At 47.4% G+C, this 25,603-nt stretch carries 19 protein-coding genes and 1 pseudogene; 10 read left to right on the plus strand and 10 right to left on the minus strand.

The features are described from left to right. Positions 1-213: 213 nt before the first annotated feature. On the minus strand, positions 214-1,704 hold the full coding sequence (locus SVI_RS10355) for an oligopeptide:H+ symporter (protein WP_013051483.1): 1,491 nt from the start codon (positions 1,702-1,704) through the stop codon (positions 214-216). A 431-nt stretch (positions 1,705-2,135) separates the two neighbouring features. Between SVI_RS10355 and SVI_RS10360 the strand changes: the two genes are divergently transcribed. Together SVI_RS10360 and SVI_RS10365 are read left to right on the plus strand one after the other, a co-directional pair. Then, entirely contained in the window at positions 2,136-2,426 is a 291-nt protein-coding gene (locus SVI_RS10360) for a hypothetical protein (RefSeq protein WP_013051484.1), read from the plus strand. A 65-nt stretch (positions 2,427-2,491) separates the two neighbouring features. Continuing rightward, complete coding sequence (locus SVI_RS10365) at positions 2,492-4,759, plus strand: TonB-dependent receptor (RefSeq protein WP_041419864.1); 2,268 nt, start codon at positions 2,492-2,494, stop codon at positions 4,757-4,759. A 145-nt stretch (positions 4,760-4,904) separates the two neighbouring features. Here the strand turns inward: SVI_RS10365 and SVI_RS10370 are convergent, their stop codons facing one another. After that, a complete protein-coding gene (locus SVI_RS10370; protein ID WP_013051486.1) occupies positions 4,905-5,576 on the minus strand; it encodes a protein disulfide-isomerase in 672 nt (223 codons plus the stop codon). Between the two features lie 208 nt (positions 5,577-5,784). On the opposite strand from SVI_RS10370, the gene parS reads away from it, so the two are divergent. Together parS and SVI_RS10380 are read left to right on the plus strand one after the other, a co-directional pair. Further along, a complete protein-coding gene (parS, locus tag SVI_RS10375) occupies positions 5,785-6,237 on the plus strand; it encodes a type II RES/Xre toxin-antitoxin system antitoxin (protein WP_041419865.1) in 453 nt (150 codons plus the stop codon). After that, positions 6,234-6,698 (plus strand): RES family NAD+ phosphorylase, encoded by a 465-nt coding sequence (locus SVI_RS10380; protein WP_013051488.1) that lies wholly within the window; start codon positions 6,234-6,236, stop codon positions 6,696-6,698. Before parS ends, SVI_RS10380 begins: the two co-directional genes overlap by 4 nt. Positions 6,699-7,053: 355 nt before the next feature. Here the strand turns inward: SVI_RS10380 and aspA are convergent, their stop codons facing one another. The 4 genes from aspA to SVI_RS10400 all read right to left on the minus strand — a co-directional run bounded on the left by aspA (position 7,054) and on the right by SVI_RS10400 (position 10,475). Beyond that, a complete protein-coding gene (aspA, locus tag SVI_RS10385) occupies positions 7,054-8,496 on the minus strand; it encodes an aspartate ammonia-lyase (RefSeq protein WP_013051489.1) in 1,443 nt (480 codons plus the stop codon). 237 nt (positions 8,497-8,733) lie between these two features. After that, a complete protein-coding gene (locus SVI_RS10390) occupies positions 8,734-8,988 on the minus strand; it encodes a hypothetical protein (RefSeq protein WP_157608686.1) in 255 nt (84 codons plus the stop codon). Between the two features lie 141 nt (positions 8,989-9,129). Continuing rightward, a complete protein-coding gene (locus SVI_RS10395) occupies positions 9,130-10,032 on the minus strand; it encodes a dihydrodipicolinate synthase family protein (protein ID WP_197532044.1) in 903 nt (300 codons plus the stop codon). Beyond that, on the minus strand, positions 10,029-10,475 hold the full coding sequence (locus SVI_RS10400) for a cupin domain-containing protein (protein ID WP_013051492.1): 447 nt from the start codon (positions 10,473-10,475) through the stop codon (positions 10,029-10,031). The genes SVI_RS10395 and SVI_RS10400 overlap by 4 nt, the downstream gene beginning before the upstream one ends. 121 nt (positions 10,476-10,596) lie before the next feature. Between SVI_RS10400 and SVI_RS10405 the strand changes: the two genes are divergently transcribed. Then, positions 10,597-11,484, plus strand: a complete 888-nt coding sequence (locus tag SVI_RS10405; protein WP_013051493.1) for a LysR family transcriptional regulator — start codon at positions 10,597-10,599, stop codon at positions 11,482-11,484. Positions 11,485-11,602: 118 nt separating this feature from the next. On the opposite strand, the gene SVI_RS10410 is transcribed toward SVI_RS10405, so the two are convergent. Continuing rightward, positions 11,603-12,523, minus strand: coding sequence for a GGDEF domain-containing protein (locus SVI_RS10410; RefSeq protein ID WP_013051494.1), 921 nt, complete (start codon positions 12,521-12,523; stop codon positions 11,603-11,605). A gap of 551 nt (positions 12,524-13,074) precedes the next feature. Between SVI_RS10410 and SVI_RS10415 the strand changes: the two genes are divergently transcribed. The 5 genes from SVI_RS10415 (at position 13,075) to SVI_RS10435 (ending at position 22,104) form a co-directional block, all read left to right on the plus strand. Then, positions 13,075-13,443, plus strand: a complete 369-nt coding sequence (locus tag SVI_RS10415; RefSeq protein ID WP_231847713.1) for a hypothetical protein — start codon at positions 13,075-13,077, stop codon at positions 13,441-13,443. A 100-nt stretch (positions 13,444-13,543) separates the two neighbouring features. Beyond that, positions 13,544-14,884 (plus strand): TolC family protein, encoded by a 1,341-nt coding sequence (locus SVI_RS10420; protein WP_049791065.1) that lies wholly within the window; start codon positions 13,544-13,546, stop codon positions 14,882-14,884. After that, a complete protein-coding gene (locus SVI_RS10425; RefSeq protein WP_041419866.1) occupies positions 14,884-16,203 on the plus strand; it encodes an efflux RND transporter periplasmic adaptor subunit in 1,320 nt (439 codons plus the stop codon). The genes SVI_RS10420 and SVI_RS10425 overlap by 1 nt, the downstream gene beginning before the upstream one ends. An 11-nt stretch (positions 16,204-16,214) precedes the next feature. Further along, positions 16,215-19,358 (plus strand): efflux RND transporter permease subunit, encoded by a 3,144-nt coding sequence (locus SVI_RS10430; protein WP_013051498.1) that lies wholly within the window; start codon positions 16,215-16,217, stop codon positions 19,356-19,358. A gap of 331 nt (positions 19,359-19,689) precedes the next feature. After that, the gene (locus SVI_RS10435) at positions 19,690-22,104 is read left to right on the plus strand and encodes a Lon protease family protein (RefSeq protein WP_013051499.1); all 2,415 of its coding nucleotides are present in this window, start codon (positions 19,690-19,692) and stop codon (positions 22,102-22,104) included. A 398-nt stretch (positions 22,105-22,502) separates the two neighbouring features. On the opposite strand, the pseudogene SVI_RS10440 reads toward SVI_RS10435, so the two are convergent. From SVI_RS10440 to SVI_RS10450, 3 genes and pseudogenes are all read right to left on the minus strand, one after another. Next, positions 22,503-23,422: pseudogene (locus SVI_RS10440) on the minus strand (manganese-dependent inorganic pyrophosphatase). A 196-nt stretch (positions 23,423-23,618) separates the two neighbouring features. Continuing rightward, on the minus strand, positions 23,619-24,425 hold the full coding sequence (locus tag SVI_RS10445; RefSeq protein ID WP_041419867.1) for a substrate-binding periplasmic protein: 807 nt from the start codon (positions 24,423-24,425) through the stop codon (positions 23,619-23,621). Between the two features lie 113 nt (positions 24,426-24,538). Beyond that, positions 24,539-25,588 carry an EscU/YscU/HrcU family type III secretion system export apparatus switch protein gene (locus SVI_RS10450; RefSeq protein WP_013051503.1) on the minus strand — a complete coding sequence of 350 codons (1,050 nt, stop codon included), beginning with the start codon at positions 25,586-25,588 and terminating at the stop codon, positions 24,539-24,541. Between the last annotated feature and the right edge of the window lie 15 nt (positions 25,589-25,603).

Raw genomic sequence — 25,603 nt, forward strand, 5'->3', positions numbered from 1 at the left:
TTTACTGCCCCGCTAATACGTTGGTGCAGTGATCTGGATATCTCGAATATACACAGTTAAAAAATGCCTTCGACCCCATTAAGCGTCGAAGGCATTTTTGTTTGTGCAGACAGGCATTCGGACAAAAGCAAAACGCCTCCATATGGAGGCGTTTTCGTTTAGACGCTTTATCTAAAGCTTTTATTCAAGAGGACTTACCCCAGAACACAAGCATTAGCTTGCCTGCACCAAGGCATCACTGTCGCCAGTTTGCTCATCATCCATCATCCTAGTCAACTTAGGTGCCATCCAAGCCATGATAACGGCGACAACTAAGGCCACCAGACCTATCTCCAAAAACAGTTTAGTGTAGATAGGCAAAGTCAGTAGTGGGTCGGTCACATTCTCTGGAGCGGCGCTGAAAGTGGCCACGTAACCACCGATAACAAAAGATGCCGCTTGTGTCAGGAACCAGGCGCCCATGGTGAATCCCATAAGACGTTGGGGCACTAAGCTGGCCACCATGGCTAGACCTAAACCACTGATAAGCAACTCACCCAGACTCTGAAACAGATACACTAATACCATCCAGCCCATAGAGACCATGCCCTGCGCGTCGGCAAAGTAGGTGCCTGCGGCAGCAACAATCAAGAAGGCAAATGCACACATGAACATGCCTAAAGTGAATTTAGCCGGCATAGACAGATCGCGCCCCTGTTGACCAAAGCGCATATAAAGGAAAGCGAGTATGGGACTACACAAGACCACCCAAAATGGGTTTAACGCCTGCAGGCTAACGGGGTTGATATTAAAGCCCATTACCTGAGTATCGACATTATAGATGGTAAAGAAGTTAAGAGATGTCGGCATCTGAGCATAGAGTACATAGAAGATGATGGCTTGCAGCATCAAGACGAACACCACAATCATACGTTTTCGAGCAGCGCCGGTCTCAGCCATGGTTTCTTTCATAAAAACGCCTACCACAGTGATGCCAATCAAACCCAGTACGATATTAGCCATCATGATATTAACCATGAGCCAAGCACACAAGAATATTGCTGCCACGGACACGAGTAGCACGATACATAGTTTGAGATAGCTCAGCGGCTGATTATCAGGCTTTGAACCTATGCCTTGTACGGTATAGCGAAACACCAGATAACTTAGCAGACTCGCTATCAGACCCAGACCACAGATCAAAAAAGCCACCCCATAACCATATTCGGCCGCAATAACTGGGCTCATGGACAGGGCTACCAGAGAGCCCACATTAATCGACATATAGTACAAGGTGAAAGCGCCATCGAGACGAGTATCGTTCTCCTCGTAACACTTGGCCAATAAGCTGGACGGGTTTGCCTTAAATAAGCCATTACCCACGGCGACAGTAGCCAGTGCATAGAATATAAGTCCGGGATGCTGAATCGACATGGACATCATGAAATAACCCACCGCCAACACCATGGCCCCCAAAAGCATGGTCCTCTTAGTCCCCAGAACATGATCGCCCACATAACCGCCGATCGACACTAAGCCAAACACTAAGGCCGCGAATGCACCAAAGGTTACGAAGGCTTCTTCTTGGCTATAACCAAGATGCTCGACAAAATAAACGGCTAAAATCCCTTGCAGACCGTAATAACCAAACCTTTCCCAGAGCTCGATGAAAAAGATCATCTTAAATGGTTTAGGCTGGTTGAAAATACTCGTGTCACTTTTCATTGCAGGATAGGTTCACTAGTTTCTAATTGGATGAAACCATTAAACCCCGACACGCCTAATATTATTGTGAGCTAATTAACTATCACAGGTTTAAAGTGTGATGCGCATCACAAAGGCACATCTGCGAACATAGAGATAACATGCAGTAACATACATTTATCCCCTCAAACACGAAGTCCGCTTCAAAATAGGCCTGTCGGCCCCTGCACCACTGAATAAAAAGCACTTAAGTCTGATGTCTAAATCACTCACACATACAGATAAAGATTTGCTTACCTAGGGCTTAATCTAAGCTTATTTGACATTTAATCCTGTTTTTTAGCTTTGCATTTGTCTACGACGCAGAGTAACTTGAGACCATATTTGAATACAATTAGCAAACTTATTATTTAGCGGCTAATCGAGCATAAGAGGAGATCGGGTTAACCATAATGACAAATCGGATATCCCAACCTCTTAAAAATAGCCTCTGGCTAGTGTTCGGCTTGTGGCTTATTGTGTTGCAATTTATCACCCTGTCCCATGCTGCCGAGCATGCGCTAGAACACAATGACAGCCACTGTATATACAGTAATGTTTACCATGAACACAATGCTGGCCCGACAACGGTCATCATGCCGCCTATCTGTCAGCAACAAGCTGAAAGTATTGCGCCTCCTGTGTATCTGCAACCTTCTCTCCCTTGGCTGCGCAACCTAAATGTACGTGCCCCTCCCTTCTAGTCCTTAAGCAAACCCAAAATCCATTTAAAAATACTATTTTTTGCTTATCTATAAGGACAGGCACGATGAAACTTGCTCTATCATATATAGCGCTAGCGGTTGCTGGCACTTGTTCACCTGTAATGGCGGCTCAGCTAGAAGGTCAAATTACCGATAATAATGGCACTCCTCTTCCAGGCGCCCATGTGAGTATCGACGGTGGCAACAAGACAACCAGTGATGCTCAAGGTCGATACAAGTTATCTATCGCCGACAACAGTCATGTTCATCTCCATGTGAGTGATGACAACTTCAGGCATACAGATCACGATTTACAGATAACCACAGGTTTTGTGACCCAAGATATTTCACTGGAGCAGATCATGATGGAAAACATTGTGATCACCGCATCACCTTTTCTGCGCTCAGCCATGGAAAGCACCACGCCAATCAGCGTGATGACAGCAGATGAACTCAAACTAAATATCGCCCCAAGTCTAGGAGACACGCTGGAGAAACTCCCCGGTGTGCAAGCTTCTCATTTTGGTGCTGGTGCCAGCCGCCCCATTATTCGCGGCATGAGTGGTCCTCGTGTTCTAGTGTTAGAAAATGGCCTCTCCGTGGGAGATGCCTCGACGGTATCGGCAGATCATGCGGTTACTACTGAAGCCGGAACGGCGCAGCAAATCGAACTTCTGCGGGGACCTGGATCGCTACTCTATGGTAACGGTGCCATTGGTGGCGTCGTCAATGTGGTGAATAACCGCGTCGATGAAAGAGCTGTCGATGAGTTATCCGGTAACTTTGGTTCCCATTATGTGACAGGCAATAATGGCCGCACCGTCAATGGTGAGCTAAATGGCGGTAACGGTAAATTCAATTGGCATTTAGACGGTACACATCGCGAGACAGATGACTTCGATATTGCCGGTAATGCCATTGAAAATCAGAGCAAAACTCACGGTTCACTGGCCAATAGTCAGCTAAAACTGGATGACTACGCCGCCGGTGTCGGCTACACAGGTGATGACTCTTTTATCAGTATCTCAGGGGCTCGTACTGAATCTAACTATGGTATTCCTGGCCGCGGGGTGGAAGGCGATCCTGACATCACCATAGATCTGAAAAAAACGGCATGGCAACTTCATTCTGGCCTGTTAGATCCATTCTCCGGGGTGAGTAAACTGCGCTTTGACGCTGGTTATACCGATTACCAACATGCCGAGCAGGAAGATGGCGTCGCTGATACCTTTTTCTACAATAAGCAAAGTGAAGCCCGTTTGAGTGTAAACAATACACCTTGGGGGGAATGGCAAGGGGTCATGGGTCTTCACGCCATTCATAGAGATTTTTCTGTTCGAGGGGAAGAGGCACTGACCCCAGACAGTAAAACCGATACTGTTGCCGCATTTATCGTTCAAGAACGAAGAATTGATGACTTTCGCATCGAACTCGGTGGCCGCATAGAGCATTATCGTTTAGACCCTAACTCTATGAAGCTACAAACCTTAGCTGGCACACAAGACTATCAGCCCGAAGGCGTGAGTGATAACAATCTGACGCTTTCAGCTGGTATTGTCTGGGATTTCGATCCCGCCTACAACTTAGGCTTGTCCTTCGAAAGAGCCGAGCGCTCGGCCACCGCCGAAGAGCTTTATAGTTTTGGTGCACACGATGCGACGCAAAGCTTCGAAGTGGGCTCTCAATTCATGATTGAAAATGGCAATGTCATTCCCAACAGCGACACTAGCGACAAGGAGATCGCCAATAACATAGATCTCACCCTGAGAAAATTAGAGGGAGCCTGGACTGGGTCTTTGAGTCTGGCCTATAACAGGGTCAATGATTTCTACTACGAAAAAGATACCGGCCTAGTTGCCTCGGATATTGGTGAAGAGGGAGATCTACCTGTCTATCAATTCACCCAAGGCGATGTTGAACTCTATTCGGTGGAAGCTCAAGCCAAGATACCCTTTAACGATACCTGGTCACTGGATCTACTCAGTGATTACACCCGAGGAAAATTGGTCGATGGTGGCAATTTACCACTTATCTCACCCATGCGTTTTGGCTCAACACTGAACTTTGATCTCCAGGACTGGCATGCCGATGTGGGTGTGATGGCTTATGCTAAACAGACAGATACCGCCGAAAATGAGACAGATACGGCAGGTTATGCCTTGGTCGATTCTGCTGTGACCTATCATTTTGCTACAGAAAATGGCGATATGATGTTCTATGTGAAAGGCAATAACTTACTCGATCAAGATGCCAGGCCACATACTTCGCTACTGAAAGAGTACTCGCCGCTTATGGGGCGTAGTGTCATGATCGGCGTGAACTACGATTTTTAGTCGTCTATAACATCTGGGGGTAATTCCACCAGCGAGTCTTAAAGCGAAGTCAGTGACTTCGCTTTTTTTATGGATAGCACTTTTGGCCAAGCAAAAAAAAGCAGCGGCTGTTAGCCCCTGCTTTTTTTAATATATGTCTGTCTGGCTATTTAAGCGCAGCGATCTCTTTCTCAACCTCTGCAACCACGCCTTGTGGATTGCTTAGGTACTTAGAGTGGTCAACAAATATGCCTTGTTCACCGATGATAATCACCATAGCCGGAAATGCCTTAGTGCCTATCATCTCCTGAATCTCGGCGATATCCGATAATACGAATTCGGCTTCGCTACTTAGGCTATCTTTAAAGACTTTATTTGAGGGGGATAACTTGAATTTTTCAATGACGTCATTGAAATCATGTTTAGTATCCAGTGGATTACCTTCGACAAAATGTGCCCTTTGTAAAAAGTTAACCACTTCCAATTGCTTCTTAGGCTGCTTGCTCTGCATCCAACCCATCAGGTTTGCCGTTTTGAAAGAACTCTTAGGACTGTTGACGTAACGAATGTGATCCCTGCCGAACTTAAGCCCTGTGAGTCTTGCAACATCTTCCATCTGCTCTTCGCCCGCACTGTCTGTGCCATTGTAATGTGCGCTATGCAGTGGGTGGATGTTCATCTCAGGATAAGCTTCATGAAGTGCGTTGACCAAAGGTGTGGCCGCGTAGCTCCATGGGCAGTGGGAATCGAAGATAAAATACAGATCCTTGCTAGAATCTTCAGTGATAGGAGTCTCAGAGTCAGAGAGAGGCAGCTCGATAAACAGTTCTTGGGTCATTCGTGTGAGTCTTGGTCAAAATCAGATACCGTGATCCTAATTAGTTTGTCATCAATATTCAATCTTTGTCTGTAGAAGTTTTACTTAAGTCTTAGCGCCAGTCACTAGAATGCGTTATTCCCATGGAACTCGGTACACAATAACCATCAAATGATATACACTTAATGTATCAAATGATATAAGCAGCAGATATTAATAGGAGCTAAAGATGGCAATTACCAATGTGTTTACGCCGGCGAGTGCAAGCAATAAAGTCATCGGCTTCTGGCAATCTGTTGGCGTTCCAGCTCGCGGTGCCAGCTTATATGAGGCGCTGCATACTGGGCTGCCGTTCGAGGTCTATAGCAATCTAGCTAAAGTTTCCGGCATAGAAAAGTCTGAGCTTGCCAGTGCCACGGTTATCGCCAGTGCGACCTTACAACGCCGTGCCAAGGCGGGAAAATTCAATCGTGACGAGAGTGACAGGCTGTATCGTTTCGCCGAAGTGTATAAGTCAGCGCTGGATCTGTTTGAGGGTGAAGGTGATGATGCGACTCGCTGGCTGAGAAACCCAGTACGTGGTCTGGGTAACAAGCGTCCTATCGATATGCTGTCGACTTCGGCAGAAACTGAGGCGGTGCTGAATCTAATAGGCCGCTTAGAGCACGGTGTATTTGCATGATCACCGCCTATCGCATAGTGAAGAAAAAATGGGCCAGCAATGCCTTCGATGGTGAAGGCGCCAGGCTCTTCGGTGGGCGCTGGAATAGTCGCGGCCAGTCCTGTGTTTATCTGGCAGGCTCCGAGTCTTTAGCTATTTTAGAGATATTGGTTCATTTAGATAATGCCCAGCAAATCAATCATTACACCTTATTTGCTGTAGAGTTGGATGAAAAAGATATCATGTTACTGGACAAGGATGCCCTGCCCCATAATTGGCAAGAAGACCCAGCGCCTGCAGATACGGCCGATGTGGGAGATGAATGGTTAAACAGTCAAGTCAGTTTGGCTCTGTGTGTCCCCTCTAGCATAGTGACTCGGGAACGTAACTTTTTGCTCAATGTCGAGCATCCCGCTTTCGATAACATGATGAATACTAAGCTAGAGCTCGAGTTTTCCATGGATAGACGACTGCTGCCATAAAATAAGCCGATCTTAGATCACTTGGCTCAGGCCGCTTTGTTTATTTGCTATCTTAATTTCAACTTTTACGTCAATGTCTATTCGCCAATCCTGCGACTCAGTTCAATCTTACTCACCCTATTACTCTAGCAGCACTTAGATGGCATCAGTCTTGTGAATATTTAGTCAGGCCTACTCTTATGAGTCTTAGACCTAGTTTAGTCTTAGTCTTAGTCTTAGTCTTAGTCTTAGTCTTAGTAGAATAAAGCCCATCAATTATCTTGACGGGCTTTAATTTTAAACGAGCCGCTAAACTAAGATTACATACCTAAATATCTAAATTCCTAAATATCTAAATATCAATTCCTAGTTAGCCTTACTTGTTGAAGCGCTTCGCCTTGTATTTTGGATTCATCAGATTTTCGATTGAAAATATTTCATCCAGCTCAACCTCGCTAAGCAGGCCTCTTTCCAAAACGACTTCACGGACATTCTTACCGGTTTCGGCGCAGATTTTACCTATGATGTCACCTTCATGATGACCGATGAAGGGGTTAAGATAGGTAATGATGCCAATGGAGTTAAGTACAAACTCCTGACAAACTTCACGATTTGCCGTGATGCCTTTAATGCATTTGTCATTCAGTGACAGACAGGCATTTTGCAGTAGAGACAGAGATTCGAACAGGCATTGGCCAATGACAGGCTCCATAACGTTGAGCTGTAACTGCCCCGCTTCTGCAGCCATAGTGATGGTGAGATCATTACCACAGACCTTGAAGGCTACCTGATTAACCACTTCTGGGATAACAGGATTCACTTTGGCCGGCATAATGGACGAGCCTGCCTGCATCTCTGGCAAGTTAATCTCATTAAGACCTGTGCGCGGTCCCGATGACAATAAGCGTAGATCGTTACAGATCTTAGACAGCTTAATGGCAAATCGCTTCAATGCGCTCGATAACATGACATAGGCGCCACAGTCAGATGTTGCTTCGACTAAGTCTTCGGCGGGCACAAAGGCGTGGCCGGTGATCTCGGCGAGTTTAGTAATGGCAAGAGCTGAGTATCCATCTGGAGTATTGAGCCCGGTACCAATAGCCGTTGCGCCCAAGTTAACTTCTAGCAATAGCTCCTGACAACGTTTGATGCTTTTTATCTCTTCCTTAAGCGTGATCCCAAAAGCGCGAAACTCCTGGCCTAAGGTCATGGGCACGGCGTCTTGCAGTTGAGTACGGCCCATCTTCAATACATCGCTGAACTCTTCAGACTTAGCCAGCAAGGTATCTATCAGTAATGATAAAGCCTCAAGCACAGTATTAGTGCGCTCGAACAAGGCTACCCTAAACCCGGTAGGATATGCATCGTTAGTGCTTTGGCTCTTGTTCACATGATCGTTTGGATTGATATGACTATAGGCACCTTTAGGCTGACCAAGTTGCTCTAGGGCAATATTGGCAATGACCTCATTGGTGTTCATGTTGACCGATGTTCCCGCGCCGCCCTGAAAAGCATCAACTGGAAATTGTGCGTAATACTTGTCGGTAGCCAGCAAGGTATCACAGGCCTTAATGATAGAGTCGGCGATGTCACTTGGTATGGTGCCAAGTTCGGCATTGGCCATAGCGGCCGCTTTCTTGGTTTTAACCATGCCGCGGACAAATTCGACACAATCGCCAATCTTCTCATTGCTAATGTTAAAGTTTTCTACCGCTCTTAGGGTATGTATGCCGTAGTAAGCATCATTGGGGATCTCTTTTGAGCCTAATAGATCTGTTTCTGAACGTGTGCCTTCTGCGAAGCTGTACATTACTGTCATTGATAGGTCTGCTTTTCTATTTATATGAGTGTTTTTTGAGGCTGATTCTACTGACTAGTCTAGCTAAATTTATCAGTCTAAGATGAGGGTAACATGGGAGGATAAAGCAGGTAAATCACCCCAGTACAATTTATGGAATCACTTTGATTTAGCACATTAATGCTAACATTTCATTGATAAGCTTCATTCTTATCTCCCGCATATATCACAGAGAAAGTGCCACAGATAACCAGACTATTAACGGCTAGTTTTTATTCGGCTCCAGCTTCTTTCCATGTTCATATAAGAGACACAAGCCTGACCACAGGCATTCTGACAACATCCATCATGGACCACGCCGCATAACAGCCCTTTTCGCCATAAATTCTCCGCCGCCACAATAAATACCGATTGCGACAGTCCCGAAGCCTGGAGCAGAGATTTAGGCTTATCCGGCTGTTTCAGTTGTTTGATTATTTTGAGATTAGCGGTCGATAGCAGATCTGATGTCATGGCTAATAGCTCCATTAATGAGGTCCCAAGGCATTGTAAATATAGAGCCATCAATTAGTTTGATGGCTCTATATGCCTATATAGTGATAATTAATACCTAATAGCTTATGTTTTAGGCAGGGTATTTATCATAGTGATGAATTAATTACATCGATTTAGGTCTACCAAGATTCTTCTTAAGGCCACATGTTCCCTTGCGGGTAAGTCCTTTAGGGGCAATCTGGGCGATCCCATATCGGTTCCTTGAAGTTTCAAGCCTGCCTTGATACTCGCGGCCAAGCCTTGCTTAACAATAAACTCCAGAAAAGTGATCTGCTGGTAGAAGAGCTTTCTCGCCTTGTCATTGTCGCCACTCTTGATGCTATCGAACAATCGCTTAGGCAGATCGCCTATCAATACCGGCGCCGCGCTGCACCAGCCTTTAGCCCCTGCATTAATCGCCTCCAGGGCCAGGTAGTTACAACCATTGTAAAAAGGTAGCGTGCCATTAGACAGCATATGCAGTTTATGCATCCTGCGAATGTCACCACTGCTTTCCTTGACCATGGTCACATTGGTAATACTGTTGACCATCTTGCACATAAATTCCGGTGACATGTCGATGCCGCTGGTCGACGGATTGTTATAGACCATGATAGGCACAGAGATCGCGTCTGATATGGCCTGATAATGATCAAATATCTCATCTTCGCTCAACTTGTAATAAGACATAGGCGATACCATGACGGCTCTCGCCCCCGCCTTATCGGCAAATACAGCCCGAGCTACGGCATCTGGGGTGGTCAGCTCAGAAATACCTATGATAACCGGAACCCGACCCGCTACATAATGTATGGTGGCTAATGCCGTTTCTTCCCATTCACCAGTATCCAGATACGCCCCTTCTCCGGCGCTGCCCAATGCCGCTATGGCACTAGATCCCGACGAAATTAGACCATCTATGATGCTGTGTAGCTGCAAAATATTAACCGTGCCAGTGACGTCAGAGAAAGGCGTGATGGGATAACCTATGATCCCAGTCAATTCTAAAGTCTTATTCATCATGCTTCCTCTCTGATAGCCAATTGGCCAAGGTTCTGTAACATGGGGGCATTTTCACAGGCTAAGTATCTAGCCGGAGAGCTTGGGTTGGTATTCACATGGTGATGCCAGGCCCAGTTAGGGATATAGATAACATCACCGGCCTGCCATTCGATTTTTTGATCTTCAATCATGGAGTAGCCTTCGCCTTCGAGGATATAGGCCAAGGTTTCATAGCTGTGGCGATGACGATTAGATCTGTCACCAGGCAACAAGCCGCCGATTGTCATGCTGATAGAGTTACTCGGCAAGTTGACGATATGCACCGGGTGCTTACGTTCTTTGGAAAAGGTGTTGCTGATATTGTCTTTCTCAACCGCTTTATGGGCTAATACTGGGGGTAGATGCGCTTGCAAACTCGATTTGGTTTCACCGAAATCTGCTGAACTGAATTTCTTAGTCGTCATAGATATTTCCTTAATCTGGTGTGACTCTGTTTCGTTGGAAGCATCCTCGCAGATAAGAGATTGCAGAAATAACTTTTAATTATTACCATATTGATAAGTAAAAACTATCAATGGTGCATGAATGGAACTCAGACATTTTCGTTATTTTAAGGTGGTAGCCGAGCTACAGCACTTTCATCGGGCCGCCGACGCCTTATGTATCTCACAGCCAGCACTGTCTAATCAGATAAAGCAGCTGGAAGATGAACTCGGTACTAAGTTATTTAACCGAGTGGGCAGACGCGTCGAAATTTCCGAAGCCGGTAGCCTGGTTCTGGCGTCGATAACCCATATTTTAAATGACGTCGATAGAATGAAAGATGCGGTTGCCGAAATAGAATCAGGTGTGGCGGGAACCCTTAGAGTCGGTGTGATCCAATCCGTAAATGCCTTATATGCTCAAGATCTGGCTCTGGCCTTCGACAGTATTTGTCCCAATGTGTCCCTCTGTATCGAGGAGCTGTCTAATGATGAGATAACCACTAAGGTAGAAAGAGGGGAACTGGATATCGGCATAGGTTTCGCCCATGGACCGGTTTACAAGAATTTGGCCTTTACCCAGCTATTCAAAGAAAAATGGAGCCTTATCTGTTCACTGTCACAGGCTGATTCGGCTAAACGTCTGTTAAAGGGTGAAGCACACGATCTTAAGGCCATATTGCTACCCAATCATTTCGAAACCCGCAGGATAGTGAATAAATACTTTCTCGAGCATCATATTTCGGTTAATAAGATCACAGAGCTCAACTCCATCATTCGTATCCTGGCATTTGTGCGTAACAGCCGCTCCTTCACCATACTGCCAAGTTCCTTCGCGTCACTGTCTAGCATAGAGCCGCTGCAGTCATTTGACTTGAGTTCGGCCATCACTCCAAGAGTCGTCGGCATGCTGCAGGCCCAAGACAGGATAACTAAGCGCTCCGCCAGCATATTCGCCGAGGTCTTGACCGAGCAACTCTCGGTTACATGAGGCTGAGCTAGGTATCATTTAATGCACAGAGCGTTAGTCCCTTTTCAGGACACATGATAGCGAGGTGAGTGAATAGTATTTTATTGTAGGGAGTGCTTTGTGAATTGAACCGGCGGCGCTAGAAACTGCACACGGTATTTCTGTTGCTGCGTTTCGCTTCATATAGAGCAGTATCGGCTTCATGGATCAGCTGACCTAAAGATTGATGGCGAAAGTAAGACAGGCCGATACTCACGGTCAATCTAAGCTCAGTTCCATCGTCTAAGATCATGGGGTTATTGGCTAAACTTGCTCGGTAATACTCGGCCAATGCCCCTGCGCCATCTTCGCTGCTCCCCGAGATGATGATCATAAACTCTTCGCCGCCATAGCGAATAAGCACATCGGACATACGACTGTTATCGGTGAGGATTTTAGAGACGAATTGCAGTGCGCGATCGCCAACCAAGTGCCCATGTTTATCGTTTACTTGCTTGAAGTGATCGAGATCTAACATCAGCACTGCAAAATTCCCCTCACCGCGAGAGGCGATTTTATGCATCACCTCTCCCTGCTTCAATCCTTCGCGGCGATTAAACAGCCCAGTGAGATCATCAAAGCTGGCCTGCTTTGTCAGCACGGATTCGAGCCTTTTCTGCTCGGTGATATCGAAAATAACCCCAATAAGGCCGGCAACCTTGTCGTCCTTATCGAAAAAACTGGTCTTATGAAATTTAACGAACAGCTCATCACCTTCTTTTGAGCGGATCTGCTTCTCATAGACCTGAATACCTGGCTCATCGAACAGGGCCTGATCGGCTTGCTGGTAAACATCGGCCAGCTCTTTGTCAAAGAGCTCGTAAACGCTACGACCTATCATCTGATCCCTAGTTAACTTGATAAAGTCTTCGAAGGCTTTATTACAACCAAGATAAACTCCGGCAATATCTTTGTAGAAGATAGGCACAGGCAAGGTGTCTATCATCAATTGCAACATAGGACTGTTATTCGATAGAAACGATAATAGATCTGGTACTTGTATTTCGGTCAATTTATCCATATAAGACTACTCGTTTTGCACCTTTATCTCATCGTGCTACTTCGCTTATTTGGCTAACCCTGAGGTCTTCTCAGCCAAAACATCTATTGGTAAAACAGTATCTACACTTCTAATCGCGATATTGGCTAGTACATATGTTACTCCAATATTAATAAATAACACATACTGGCAACACAGTTAAGCGAAGAGGATTTAATTTCTAGGTGATTAGCACATAGATGTTTGTAAGCTCCCTAGTCTTCGCTGGCTAAAAATCTATAGCTTAACTTATGTTTCCATTTGACTTATCACACGATAACGCCATAGATTTCATTCGATTATATTAGCTCAGAAGCTCGACACTCAGGTATGTGAATTCATCAATTTGATGTAGTTTTTAAAACGGCATCACGCAAACATCATTTATTACGCTTAATCGACCTTTTTTAATGATTAGTTGCTAGATATTAAAATCTTTGTCTGGTTTAATATGGCTTAATTCGGCGCTCGATGCCTTTGTTTATTCGCTAATAAGTTATGCGCTCAACAATAGGAAGCAATACTTGTTCGATATGAAAAGCTCAACACAGATCTTACAATCTAAGTTGACACTGGTACTCTTACTGGTGGTTTTTCTGTCGCAATTATTTCCTACCTGTGTAGCATCGGATATTCACTACAATGGTCAAAGTACCGCAGCAGTATCGAGTCAGCCTATCGAGCAGCAAGAATCTTGCTGTCACCTACCTGGTCACGCTTGTTCCCATACGAGAGTGGCCAGTGAGTCATCAGATCAAGATGGCGATTTTCATAGCTCTTGTCATCCCCCTATAGAACACAGCTTCGTCTCCGACTTTAATCGGGTCCAAGGCGCGAGCCTATTTCTTGTCAGCTATCAAAATAGAAGTTACGCCCCCCCTATTCCACCTCCCCACGCCTGAATTCCTTTTAACAACATAATTTCATCTTAATTGTTAAGTCACTCAGCTTGTATCGCCGACGAAAGCGCTAAGCAAGCTGAGATAACTGGAGTTCATTCTCGTGAAGAGATACCAAGAGATCACCCTCCTGGCCTGCCGACGCGGCATGGCCACTGTGAGTCTGTGTGTGTTTGGCCTATTTGCAGGCCTAATTTCACACTCAAGTCTGGCAAAAACAGACCAAGCCCAAGGAGAAATTACTCTGCCTTGGGTGCTCGAACAAACCTTATTACACCACCCTCAACTACAAGGCTACCCCTATGATTTAAGGGTCAGTGAAGCCCTCACTCTACAGGCTGGGATCAGCCCCAATCCTGAGTTTTCGTTGGAAGTTGAAAACATTCTGGGTTCAGGCGAGATGCAGGGAGTCGAAAACGCAGAAATCACCTTAGGCTTAAGCCAAGTCATCGAACTTGGGGATAAACGTCAGCGTAGGATAGATTTAGCTCGGGCCGAACAAGGTCAAAGTCTCAGTGAATATGAGCTGACACGTTTGGATTTATTGGCTGAAGCGACCCAAAGGTATTATCAAGTACTGCGTCTTCAGGCCCTGCAGGATTGGAATGCCAGGCGCATTCTCGTCGAGCAAGAAGCCCTAAACGAGATTGAGTCACGAGCCAAGGCAGGCGCTGTCACTCAAGCCGATGTGAGCAAGATGGCCCTGCGTCTATCACGCTCAGAGTCGATTCAATATGGTCTCGAGAGTCAGGCTCAGCTTGCCAGACTCGGTTTAGCCTCCATGTGGTCAAGTGAAGCTTATTTCACTCTGGTCGCCGGTGAGCTTGCCCCCTTGCACGCCCTTCCTACGGCTGCGAGTGTGCTCAATGCCATGGAGACAGCGCCTCAATACCTGCAACTGCTCAGTATCGAGCGGGTCATGTATGCCAAACGGCGCATGGAGGAGTCGAAGGCGCAATCTGACATCAGCTTAGGGCTAGGGGTCCGTAGTTATGATGGCTTCGACGACGGCGCTTTGATGTTTAACTTCTCTATGCCCATTGCGCTATCTAATCCAAATCAGGGCAACATCATGGCGGCCCGCGCTAAGGAAGAGATCGCGAGGGAGCAACAGAGGCTGGCCCGCAGTCAACTCAGGCTGTCCTTGCTTGAAATCCATCTGACCATGGTCAATAACGCCAAACAGGCGAAACGACTTCAGCAGCGTCTGCTCCCCTTAGCCAATCGACTGCTTAAAGACACACAAACTGCCTACCATGCCGGTCAAGCCAATGTGCTATTGCTGGCCGATGCACAATCAGAGCTGTTTAGCTTACAGCGCGAGCTTATCGAGACCAAAGTTGGCGTCTATCAAGGCCGACTCGAGCTCGAACGCATCACAGGACAATCTATGACCGCCACTCTCGATAACATCAAGCCATTAGCGGCACAGGAATACAGATAATGAAATTTAAACTCAATCGGCTTTCATCGGCACTCATGGCTGCGGCCATCACCTTATCGGTATTTAGTTTATCGAGTCTGCTGCCGACTCACTTAGCCTGGGCCAGTGACGATCATGGTCACGGCCATGAAGAGAAGGAAGCAGAAGAGCATGCTCCCGAAGGCCCACACGGTGGCAGATTACTCCAAAGTGGCGCGTTCGCCATCGAGATCACTATGGCCGAATCTGGGATTCCGCCTGAGATGCGGGTCTATGCCTACCATAAAGGTGAACCACTCGCCCCCCATGACGTACAACTCGAGATCTTACTCACGCGTCTCGGCGGCAAAACTGACAAGGTCAGCTTTGTCGCGGAAGATGATTATCTGGTCAGTGAGGTCAGCGTGGTCGAGCCTCACTCATTCGAAGTCGAAGTCGATGCCGGCTTTAACGGCAAAATCTTCGACTGGCATTATGATAACTTCATGGGCCGCACCGAGATCAATGACAGACTGCTCAAGCTGTCTGGTGTACAGACTCAACTTGCCAAGGCAACACAACTCACCTTCGTCGACACCCTGTTTGGTATCGTCGCGCCCATTGCCGACAAACAGTTTAGCGTTAACGCCCCCTATTCTGGCGTGATTGAGCAGCTACACGTCAGTATCGGTGACTCAGTGATAAAGGGCCAAGTCATCGCCACTGTACGTAACTCCAGCACCTTGCAAACTTATGCGGTCAAGAGTCCGGCCAAGGGTCAGATTACCGAGCAGCTATTGAGCTTAGGGGACAACACCTATAACCGCGCCTTAATCCGCATCAGCGACCTATCCCGCGTGTGGATCGACCTGTCAGCCTTTCCTAAGAGCATAAGCAGGCTAGCTCTGGGTCAGAAAGTCACCATAGGAGATGATCATGGCAATGCTCACGGCGCCCAGAGTGACATAAATGACGCATATTCTAGTGCATCAGCCAGCAGCACCATCAGCTATATCGCGCCGACGATGACGGGAGGTCATATCGCTCGGGTGCGAGCCGTTATCGATAACCGTCAGGGTCATTGGCGCCCCGGGATGCATATTCAAGCCGACATAGAGACTCGTATCAAGCAAGTCCCTCTAGCTGTGCGCGTCGATGCGCTGCAGAACTTTATGGATAAGCCCGCCGTCTTCGTCAAACATGGCAATACCTTCGAGGTGCGTATGCTGAGCTTAGGTGAGAGCGATGGCGTGTATGTCGAGGTGCTGGCAGGTCTGGATAGTGATGTCGAGTATGTCACCAAGAACAGCTACTTATTGAAGGCGGACATCATGAAAGACGCCGCTAAACACGTGCATTAGGAGAGAATTCAATGGATACAATCATCTCCTTCGCCCTAAAGCGACGGTTACTAGTACTGGCGATGACCTTGCTCATCGCCTTGCTGGGCGTTTATAACACCTTAAAACTGCCTATCGATGCGGTGCCGGACATCACCAATGTCCAAGTGCAGATCAACACGGCCATAGCGGGCTACTCACCACTAGAGTCCGAGCAACGCCTGACGTATGTGATAGAGAACGCCATGGCAGGCATTCCTAATCTGGAGTATACCCGCTCCATCTCACGCTATGGCCTGTCTCAGGTGACGGTGATTTTCGACGAAGGCACCGATATCTATTGGGCCAGGCAACAGATCTCCGAGCGCCTGCAAGGTATACGCGGCGAGCTTCCTCAGGATGCCAAGCCGGCTCTTGGGCCGGTGAGCAGTGGTCTTGGTGAGGTGTTCACCTACTCCATTCGTGCCCAAGACGGCGCGACTAAGGAAGACGGCACCCCCTATAACGCCGAAGATCTGCGGACCATTCAGGACTGGATCATTCGCCCTCAGTTGGTCAAAGTGGCCGGCGTCACCGAGATCAACAGCTTAGGCGGATTCGAGCGTGAATATCAGGTCGCGCCGGATCCCAGTAAGATGTTGGCCTTTAAGATCAGCATCAATGATGTGATCACCGCCCTAGAGCGCAACAACCGCAACGCGGGCGCAGGTTATATCGAGAGAAACGGCGAGCAATGGTTAGTCCGCTCACCCGGACAACTCAAAGATCTCGAACAGATCCGTAAAGTCGTGATCACCAAGCGTGACGATGCGCCGGTGCGTATCGGCGATGTGGCCGAAGTCTTCTACGGTAAACAGCTCAGAACAGGCGCCGCCACACAAGATGGCCAGGAAACAGTACTGGGTACCGCCTTCATGCTGATGGGGGAAAACAGCCGCGTGGTCGCCAAAGAGGTCGGTGACAGACTCAAACTCATCAATGCCAGTCTACCCCAAGGCATCATCGCCGAAGCTGTGTATGATAGAACCGGGCTGGTCGATAAAGCCATAGCCACAGTGCAAAAGAACCTGTTCGAGGGTGCCGTGCTGGTGATCGTCGTCCTGTTTGCCCTGTTGGGTAACTTTCGCGCCGCGCTGATCGCCGCCCTGGTGATCCCGCTGAGTATGTTGTTCGCCATCACAGGCATGACGACTAACCGGGTATCGGGTAATCTGATGAGTCTGGGTGCCATCGATTTTGGCATCATAGTCGATGGCGCGGTGATCATCGTCGAGAACGCCCTGCGCCGTCTCGGCATGGCTCAGAAAAAATACGCTCGTCTGCTCTCGCTCGAAGAGAGGATGGAGGTGGTGTTCGATGCAACTAAGGAGGTGTTCCGCCCTGCCGTGTTCGGTGTGCTTATCATCATGTTGGTCTACCTGCCCATCTTCGCCCTCAGCGGCGTTGAAGGTAAGATGTTCCATCCCATGGCCTTCACTGTTGTGGCTGCACTGATTGGTGCGCTTATTTTCTCGGTCACCTTCGTGCCGGCGGCCATCGCGATATTCGTCAAGGGCAAGGTCAATGAGAAAGAAAATTGGCTTATGTCTAAGGCCCGTAGCGTCTATGAACCCGTGTTGTTCTTCTCCCTCAAACGCCCAGCCATCATAGTTATTGCTGCTATAGGTTTGATGGCGGTCACCTCTTATCAGGTGACCCGTTTAGGCTCTGAGTTTTTGCCTAAACTGGATGAAGGAGACATAGCCCTCCATGCTATGCGCATTACCGGCACAGGCCTAGAGCAGTCTATCGAGATGCAGAAGAAGCTTGAGCTGATCATAGGTGAACTCGATGAAGTGGAGCGGGTGTTTTCGAAAATCGGTACCCCAGAGGTGGCCACAGATCCTATGCCGCCAAGTGTTGCCGATACCATCTTGATCATTAAACCCAGATCCCAATGGGCTAACCCCAGTAAGACCAAGGAGGCGTTCATCGATGAGCTGCGTCATCATATCGAACAGGTACCGGGGAATAACTATGAATTTACCCAGCCTATCGAGATGCGCTTCAACGAGTTGATTGCCGGTGTGCGCGCCGATGTGGCCCTAAGGATATATGGTGACGATCTCGATGTCCTCAAACAGGCCGGCGATCGTGCTCTGGGCTTATTTCAGCAACTCGAGGGGGCTAAGGATGTCCGTGTGGAGCAGATGTCAGGCCTGCCAACCCTCTCTATCGAGCCAAACCGGGATCACTTAGCCTTGCTGGGTCTCACTATAGTCGATGTTCAGCAAGCGCTGCAGGTCGCCGTATCAGGTGTTCAAGTCGGCCTTATCTATGAGGGGGACAGACGGTTTAAACTCATAGTGCGTATGAATAGCAATATCAGCCAAGATCTCAAGGCACTGGAAAACCTGCCTATCGCCCTTCCCTTGGATCTCAACCCGGACCTTAGCTATGTGCCTTTGGGAGAAGTGGCCGACATTCGATTCAAGATTGGCCCCAATCAAATCAACCGTCAGAGCGGCAAGCGTCATGTGCTGGTGACCGCCAATGTCGAGGGACGAGATTTAGGCTCTTTCATCAAGGACACTAAAATCCTCATGGGTGACGAGCTTAAGCTACCCAGTGGCTACTGGAGCGAGTATGGTGGCACCTTCGAGCAGCTCGAATCGGCATCCAATCGCTTGATGATAATCGTGCCACTGACCTTACTGCTCATCTTCGGCCTGTTATACAGCGCCTTTGGCTCAATCAGAGACTCGATGATCATCTTCAGCGGTGTGCCGCTAGCACTGACCGGGGGCGTACTGGCCCTGGTGCTCAGGGACATGCCTCTGTCTATCTCGGCGGCGGTGGGCTTTATCGCCCTGTCGGGCATAGCCGTGCTAAATGGCGTGGTGATGCTGAGCTTTATCAAGGAGCTAAGAGTACAAGGGCTGGAGCTTTTTGAGGCCATTAAGCAAGGCGCGAGTCAGCGACTACGGCCGGTATTAATGACAGCCTTAGTCGCGAGTCTGGGATTTGTACCCATGGCCCTTAATGTCGGCACCGGCGCCGAGGTGCAGCGTCCGCTGGCAACTGTGGTTATCGGCGGCATAGTGTCATCGACCCTGCTGACTCTGGTCATCTTACCCGTACTCTACCTGCTGGTGTATCGCTTCAGACCGAGAGCCAAGCAAGTTAACGCAAGATAAGTCGCTCTCTAAAAGAAAGTTTTTAGTTTTAGCGAGTTAATGGCGGGGGCATGTCCCTCGCTTTTTTATCTCAGATTTTCTTTAGCAGTTGGTCTCTAAAAAAAATTATAGCCCCATAAATTTATCCCTATAAACAAGTTTCAGCCTTTTGACTGATTCACTTTCCCCCTTTCCTGAGTAAGTTTTAAACGTTTAAAATCAAGGTGTGTCTATAATTTGAGCGCTTGAACGCTTTATTGGCCAAAAAACGCTAACTGCCGAAATTAACTACTGAATTTTTAAATCTTCATGGCTACACTGAAATCATCAGAGTCATATACGAGGTTTTTCTATGCCAATATCTCCGTTATCCCCTCTAAGCAGTGACCAGCTTTACCGAAGTTCTGAGCTATCAGGCCTGGAGGCAGATTGTAAGTCGACTAAACACTTAACTCCCCTGGATGAAATAGTTGGACAGGAACGCGCCCAACAGGCTGTTGAATTTGCCATGTCCATGCCGGACAAGGGTTATAATATCTATGCTATCGGCCGTAACGGCCTAGGCAAACGCACCATGGTGATGCGTTATCTCAATCGTCACGAGCCCAATGGCCGCGGCCATAGTCTCCATGACTGGTGCTATGTGATTAATTTCGATGAAGCCCGTGTGCCTAAGGTGCTGAAGCTATCGGCAGGTTCGGGCATCGAGTTTAAGAAAGATGTCGAGAAGTTTATCATCAAGCTGACCAAGGCTCTGCCGTTGGCATTCGACAATGAGATGTATTATTCCAGCGCCGAGAAGCTCAAGAGTCAGCTGTCTAATAGGCAGGAGTCTGCACTTAAAGGCCTCACTAAAGAAGCCAAAGATGCAAGTATCAGCCTGACCATCACGGCCCAAGGCAGCTATGAGCTTGTAGCCATGAAAGGTGAGGAAGCCCATACCGATGTGACATTTAAAGCATTAACCAAGAAAAAACAGGATGCTTTAGAAACCTCTATCGTGGATCTCGAATCTAAGCTTAGAGTCATAGTCCGTCAATTTACCGTGTGGGAAGAGGAATACTCGGACAAGCAACAGAAGCAAGACGAGCAAGTTGCTCAAGACGTGCTCAGCCACCTGATGACTAAGCTCAAGGAAAAGTACAGCGCCATTCCAGCCGTTAAGGGCTATCTTGGTGCTATGCATAAAGACATTCTGGATAACTTAGATCTGTTTCTCGAAGATAACGAGGAGCAACTGGCGCTTTCTTATGCCTCATTAGACAAGAAAATGCCCCGCCGCTATCAGGTCAATGTGCTAGTCAATCAAGATGGCGGCAAGATGCCCATCATAGTCGAGGAGTCACCCAACTATCACTCCATCTTCGGTTATATCGAGAATGCGACCTTCAAAGGCACCATCTTTTCCGATTTCTCACTGATCCGCTCCGGCAGTCTGCACAAGGCCAATGGCGGCGTGCTGATGATAGATGCGGCCAAGGTATTGGAACAGCCCTATGTGTGGGATGGCCTTAAGCGTGCGCTTCGCTCGCGCAAACTCAGCCTTAGTTCCTTAGAACGTGAAGTGACCCTGTCTGGCACCATCTCACTGGATCCCGAGGCGATTCCTCTGGATGTAAAAATCATCTTATTCGGTGATTATCAGACTTATCAGTTATTGCAGCACTATGATCCCGAATTCAATGAACTGTTTAGGGTGACTGCAGATTTTGAAGATGTGATGCCTCGTACCGAGAAATCTGAGGCTCAATACGCTAAGTTTATCTCCAGTATCGTCCATGGCAACAAGATGCTCCATTGTGATCGCAATGCCATAAAACGCATCATAGAATTCAGTTCACGTCAGGCAGACGATCAGAACAAGCTCTCTCTGCACTCGGCCGACATCGCCAACTTGCTGCGAGAATCTAATTACTGTGCCCGCGCCGTCAATGCCAACATGATCCGTGCCAGCCATGTGGAGCAAGCTCTGCATAATCATGAGATGCGCGTATGCCGACTCAAAGATAATGTGATGGAGAGTTTCATCACAGGCACCACACTCATCAGCACAAAAGATCATGTGGTCGGACAGGTCAATGCCCTGTCTGTTATCGCCACTTCCGATCACCAGTTCGGCGCGCCGAACCGCATCACGGCAACCACTGCCTTCGGTGAAGGCAAGGTGTTCGACATAGAGAGGAAAGTGGACTTAGGTGGCAGCCTACACTCAAAGGGCGTGATGATCCTGTCGGCTTACTTGGCGTCCTTGCTAGGTAAAACGGCCAAGATCCCTCTCACCACCCATATCACCTTTGAGCAATCTTACGGTGGTGTCGATGGTGATAGCGCCACTATGGCCGAACTGTGCGCCATAGTGTCTTCGTTTTCTAATCAGGCCATCAGACAAGATGTGGCCATTACAGGCTCGATGAATCAGTTCGGTGAAGCCCAGCCTATCGGCGGCGTTAACGAGAAGATTGAAGGCTTCTTCGATGTTTGTACCATCAAGGGACGCACTAACACTCAAGGGGTGATCATTCCTAAGACGAACGTGCAGAACCTGATGCTGCGCAGCGACATTGTCGAGGCGGTCAAGAAAGGTAAATTTAATATCTGGGCCATCGATCATGTCAGTCAGGCCATCGAGCTGCTAACAGGCATCGAGTCCGGAATTAATCTAGACAGTAAGTCTAAGCAGCATGATGAGCATCCAGCGGACTCGGTATTAGGTCTGGCTCAGGCTCGCTTGAGTGAACTAAGGCAGACATCTCCAGCCGCAACTTAAGTGTGAACAAGGCGCTTGAACGGAATCCACGTCTCTCAAACAGAGCTGGATCCCGGGCATCTCGTACCTCACCCCCGGGATGACGGCTTTTTGAACGAGTCGTTCCGTAAAGAGAGCAAGGAGCTTATACGGAATCCATGTCTTTCAAGCAGAGCTGGCTCCTGGCATCTCGCGTCTCAATGCCGGGATGACGGCTTTTAAACAGGTCGTTCCGTAAAGTGAGGAACGAAATCATACGGAATAAACAGAGCTGGCTCCTGGATATCTCGCGTCTCAAGCCTAGGGGACTGTTCATTTAAACGAGACAAAATAAAAGGCCGAAACATTACTGTTTCGGCCTTTTTAATTCCGTTAACTTAGCACCCAGCTAGCCGCGGCTAACTGGGCATCAAAATCGTTTAAGCCAGTGCTTCTTGTAGCTGAGGCACTATCTGCTTCTTGCGGCTCAATACGCCATCGAGCCAAACGCGGCCGTTCTCGGTTGATTTACCATAGGCACGCTCGGTCAGGGTCGCATCATCACTGACGATCAACAGCTCAGAGCCTTCTTTCATGATATCGGTCAGTAGCAGCAACATGCTGTGACGTCCGCCTTCGGCTTTAAGAGCGGCGATGTCGGTTTCTAGCTCGGCCTTGATGTCGTCAAATACAGACAGGTCGATGACCTCAAGTTGACCAATACCCACCAGATGACCATTCATGTTGAAGTCTTTAAAGTCACGCATAACAAGGTCACGTACCGGTGTGCCTTGAACTGCTGATTTAACCCTAAACATGTCCATGCCCAGCTCTTTAAAATCTTCGATACCGGCGATTTCAGCCAAGGCTTCGACACACTTGATATCGGCCGTGGTACAGGTAGGAGATTTGAAGATAACTGTGTCACTGAGAATCGCACACATCATGATGCCGGCGATATCTTTTGGAATTGCCACGCCATGGAAGTCATACATCATCTTGATGATAGTATTACTACAGCCAACAGGACGGATCCAGCACTCAAGCGGAGTCGATGTAGTCAAATCACCCAGCTTATGGTGATCGACAATACCAACAATCGTCGCTTCGGCGATATCATCTGGGGCCTGAGTCAGCTCAGAATGATCGACGATAAATACCTCTTCACCGGCGTAGCTAGTCTTGAATTCAGGGGCCTGGAAACCAAACTTTCTAGGATGAATGCGGTTTCAGGTGATAGCTCACCTAAACGAGCTGCTATGGCTGGCTCGTCGATTGCGTTTTTCAGGTTAGCGAGTGCAATTGCACCACAAATTGAATCTGAATCTGGGATCTTATGGCCCACTACATAAACTGACATTGATAACTCTCCTTTAATTACCGTTTATTCTACCAAATTCATCCCGTTTGAAAAACATTAACTGACAATAAGCCGATTTAGCGACGTTTTTTCAAGCTCTAAGCACTGCTATAAGGCTCCAGACTCAAGAAACTCCATTCTGTTATCGATAACCAGTTCTGCAGCCTTGATAATATTTGATAGGTAAAAATGAGATTTAACGAAGGAAGTCATTGATGATCTTTTGCATCTCACCGCTTCTTCGCATGTCGTAGATGATGATGTCGAACTGCTTTTTAAAATCCTCTTTATAGGCAAACCTACCTTCATCCCTATTGGTAAAACCTAAGAAGCCTTGCTCTATACTGACAGTGACACCTTCTATCAACCTGGCATGTTTGCCACCTTCGTCATATTCACCGCTCAGTTTAAGTTTTTTGAGCTCCCACAAAATAGAGATACGGTCGTTGAGATAACAATCTATCCGCTTCAAACCAAGCTGCAGCAGATTTTCTCTATTCCCTTTTGCTTCACTCACGGTAATTTTATCCTCTTCAGCCGCTTGCCAAAACGCGTCTCCGCCCAAGTGAAATCCTGAATTAACGCCTATCACTAATCCATAATAATCTTCGACCCAGTTCAATCTCATCATCCTGAAAAAGATATCCTCCCGGCATATGACCATGACTCTTTCGTCCAATATAGGTAAGGAATAGGGCCAGATATAGGGACGCTTCTCCACATGAAAATAGGGGGGGTAAATGGCGAAACCTTTACCGCTTTCTATCAAACGTAACCCCCGCTTCCAGGGTACACCGACCAAAGTCACCTTGTAACCTTTCATCCGGGACACTGCACGTTTAATGATATTGGCGTAAATCCCCTTCAATTCACCAGCCTCGGTGAAGGAATAAGGTGGATAGTTGGCATCGGCATAGAGGGTAACCTCAATATCTTCAGCGGACGCAAGTAGCGGGATAAAAAAGTACAAAGTCAGTGCCACCAGCATTTGAATAAGCATCATGACACCTCCTTCACTTGTTATGGCTCAATAATAAAGCGCATCGACATCAATAAATGTAGTTTAAATCAGTCGTTTTTGCTCCCGCAGCGCATAAAACACCCAAGCGATATTATCTAGTCGTAATCATCATAAGGTATCGCCATCACTACACGTAGCAGATCCGCAACGGGTTCAAATAGGTCTTCGGAAATTGGAGAGCCCGTCTCAATTTGACTATAGATAGCCCGGGCCAGTGGAATATTCTCAACAACAGGAATACCGGCTTTCTCTGCCATGCCTACAATATGTAACGCCATATGATCTTCAGCCTTTTCAAGTACCATAGGCAGCGGAGTCTCACCAGCTTGATAATACAAACAGATAGCTAAATGAGTTGGATTACGTACAACTACGGATGATTTTTTTACATTAGTAGCCAAACTTCCCGATGCAACTTCTCTTTGTATCTCACGTCGCTTCTGTTTTACCTCAGGATTTCCCTCCGAGTCCTTATATTCTTGTTTGATGTCATCTTTCGACATTTTCAATTCTTTCATTAAATTAAACCGTTGAAATGCATAATCGGCCACGCCAAAAAATACATAGCAACCTAAAAAACATCCCCAGAGCCATGTGATCAGCGTCGAGATCACTTCAATACCACACTCTTCTCCACACAAGGGGAGATATTGAAAAGAATTAACATATCGATGTAACAAGTAATAAAATACAAGACAGAGAACTGTAACCTTTACTAGATTTTTCACGAGCTCGAACACGCTTTTCCATGAAATCATTTGCTTGGCGTTATTGACCACGTTTAGCTTATTCATACTAGGCTTTAATGATTCCGCCGCCCATACAGGACCAGTTTGAGCGATATTCCCAACAATTATCGTACATATAAGTACTAGCGCTAATCCCCCCAAAAATCGTAATGCCACCATAGCAAACCTATCGAGGATCTGATTGGCTGCCGTTTCCAAGGGTAAGTTGATGGCATCAATGGTGCTATTAATGAGGTACATAATTGACTGCATTAAGTTCTGGCCTTCAAACAGAAAATAGCCCAAAATAATAGCCATCTGTAAGCCAGTAACAATTTCTGGGCTCTTTATCACCTGCCCTCGGTTTCTCGCTTCTTTAAGTTGCTTTTCCGTTGGTTTTTCTGTTTTCTCAGCCACTCTTAGCTCCTGCTA

The sequence above is a fragment of the Shewanella violacea DSS12 genome, assembly GCF_000091325.1.
GTDB lineage: Bacteria > Pseudomonadota > Gammaproteobacteria > Enterobacterales > Shewanellaceae > Shewanella > Shewanella violacea.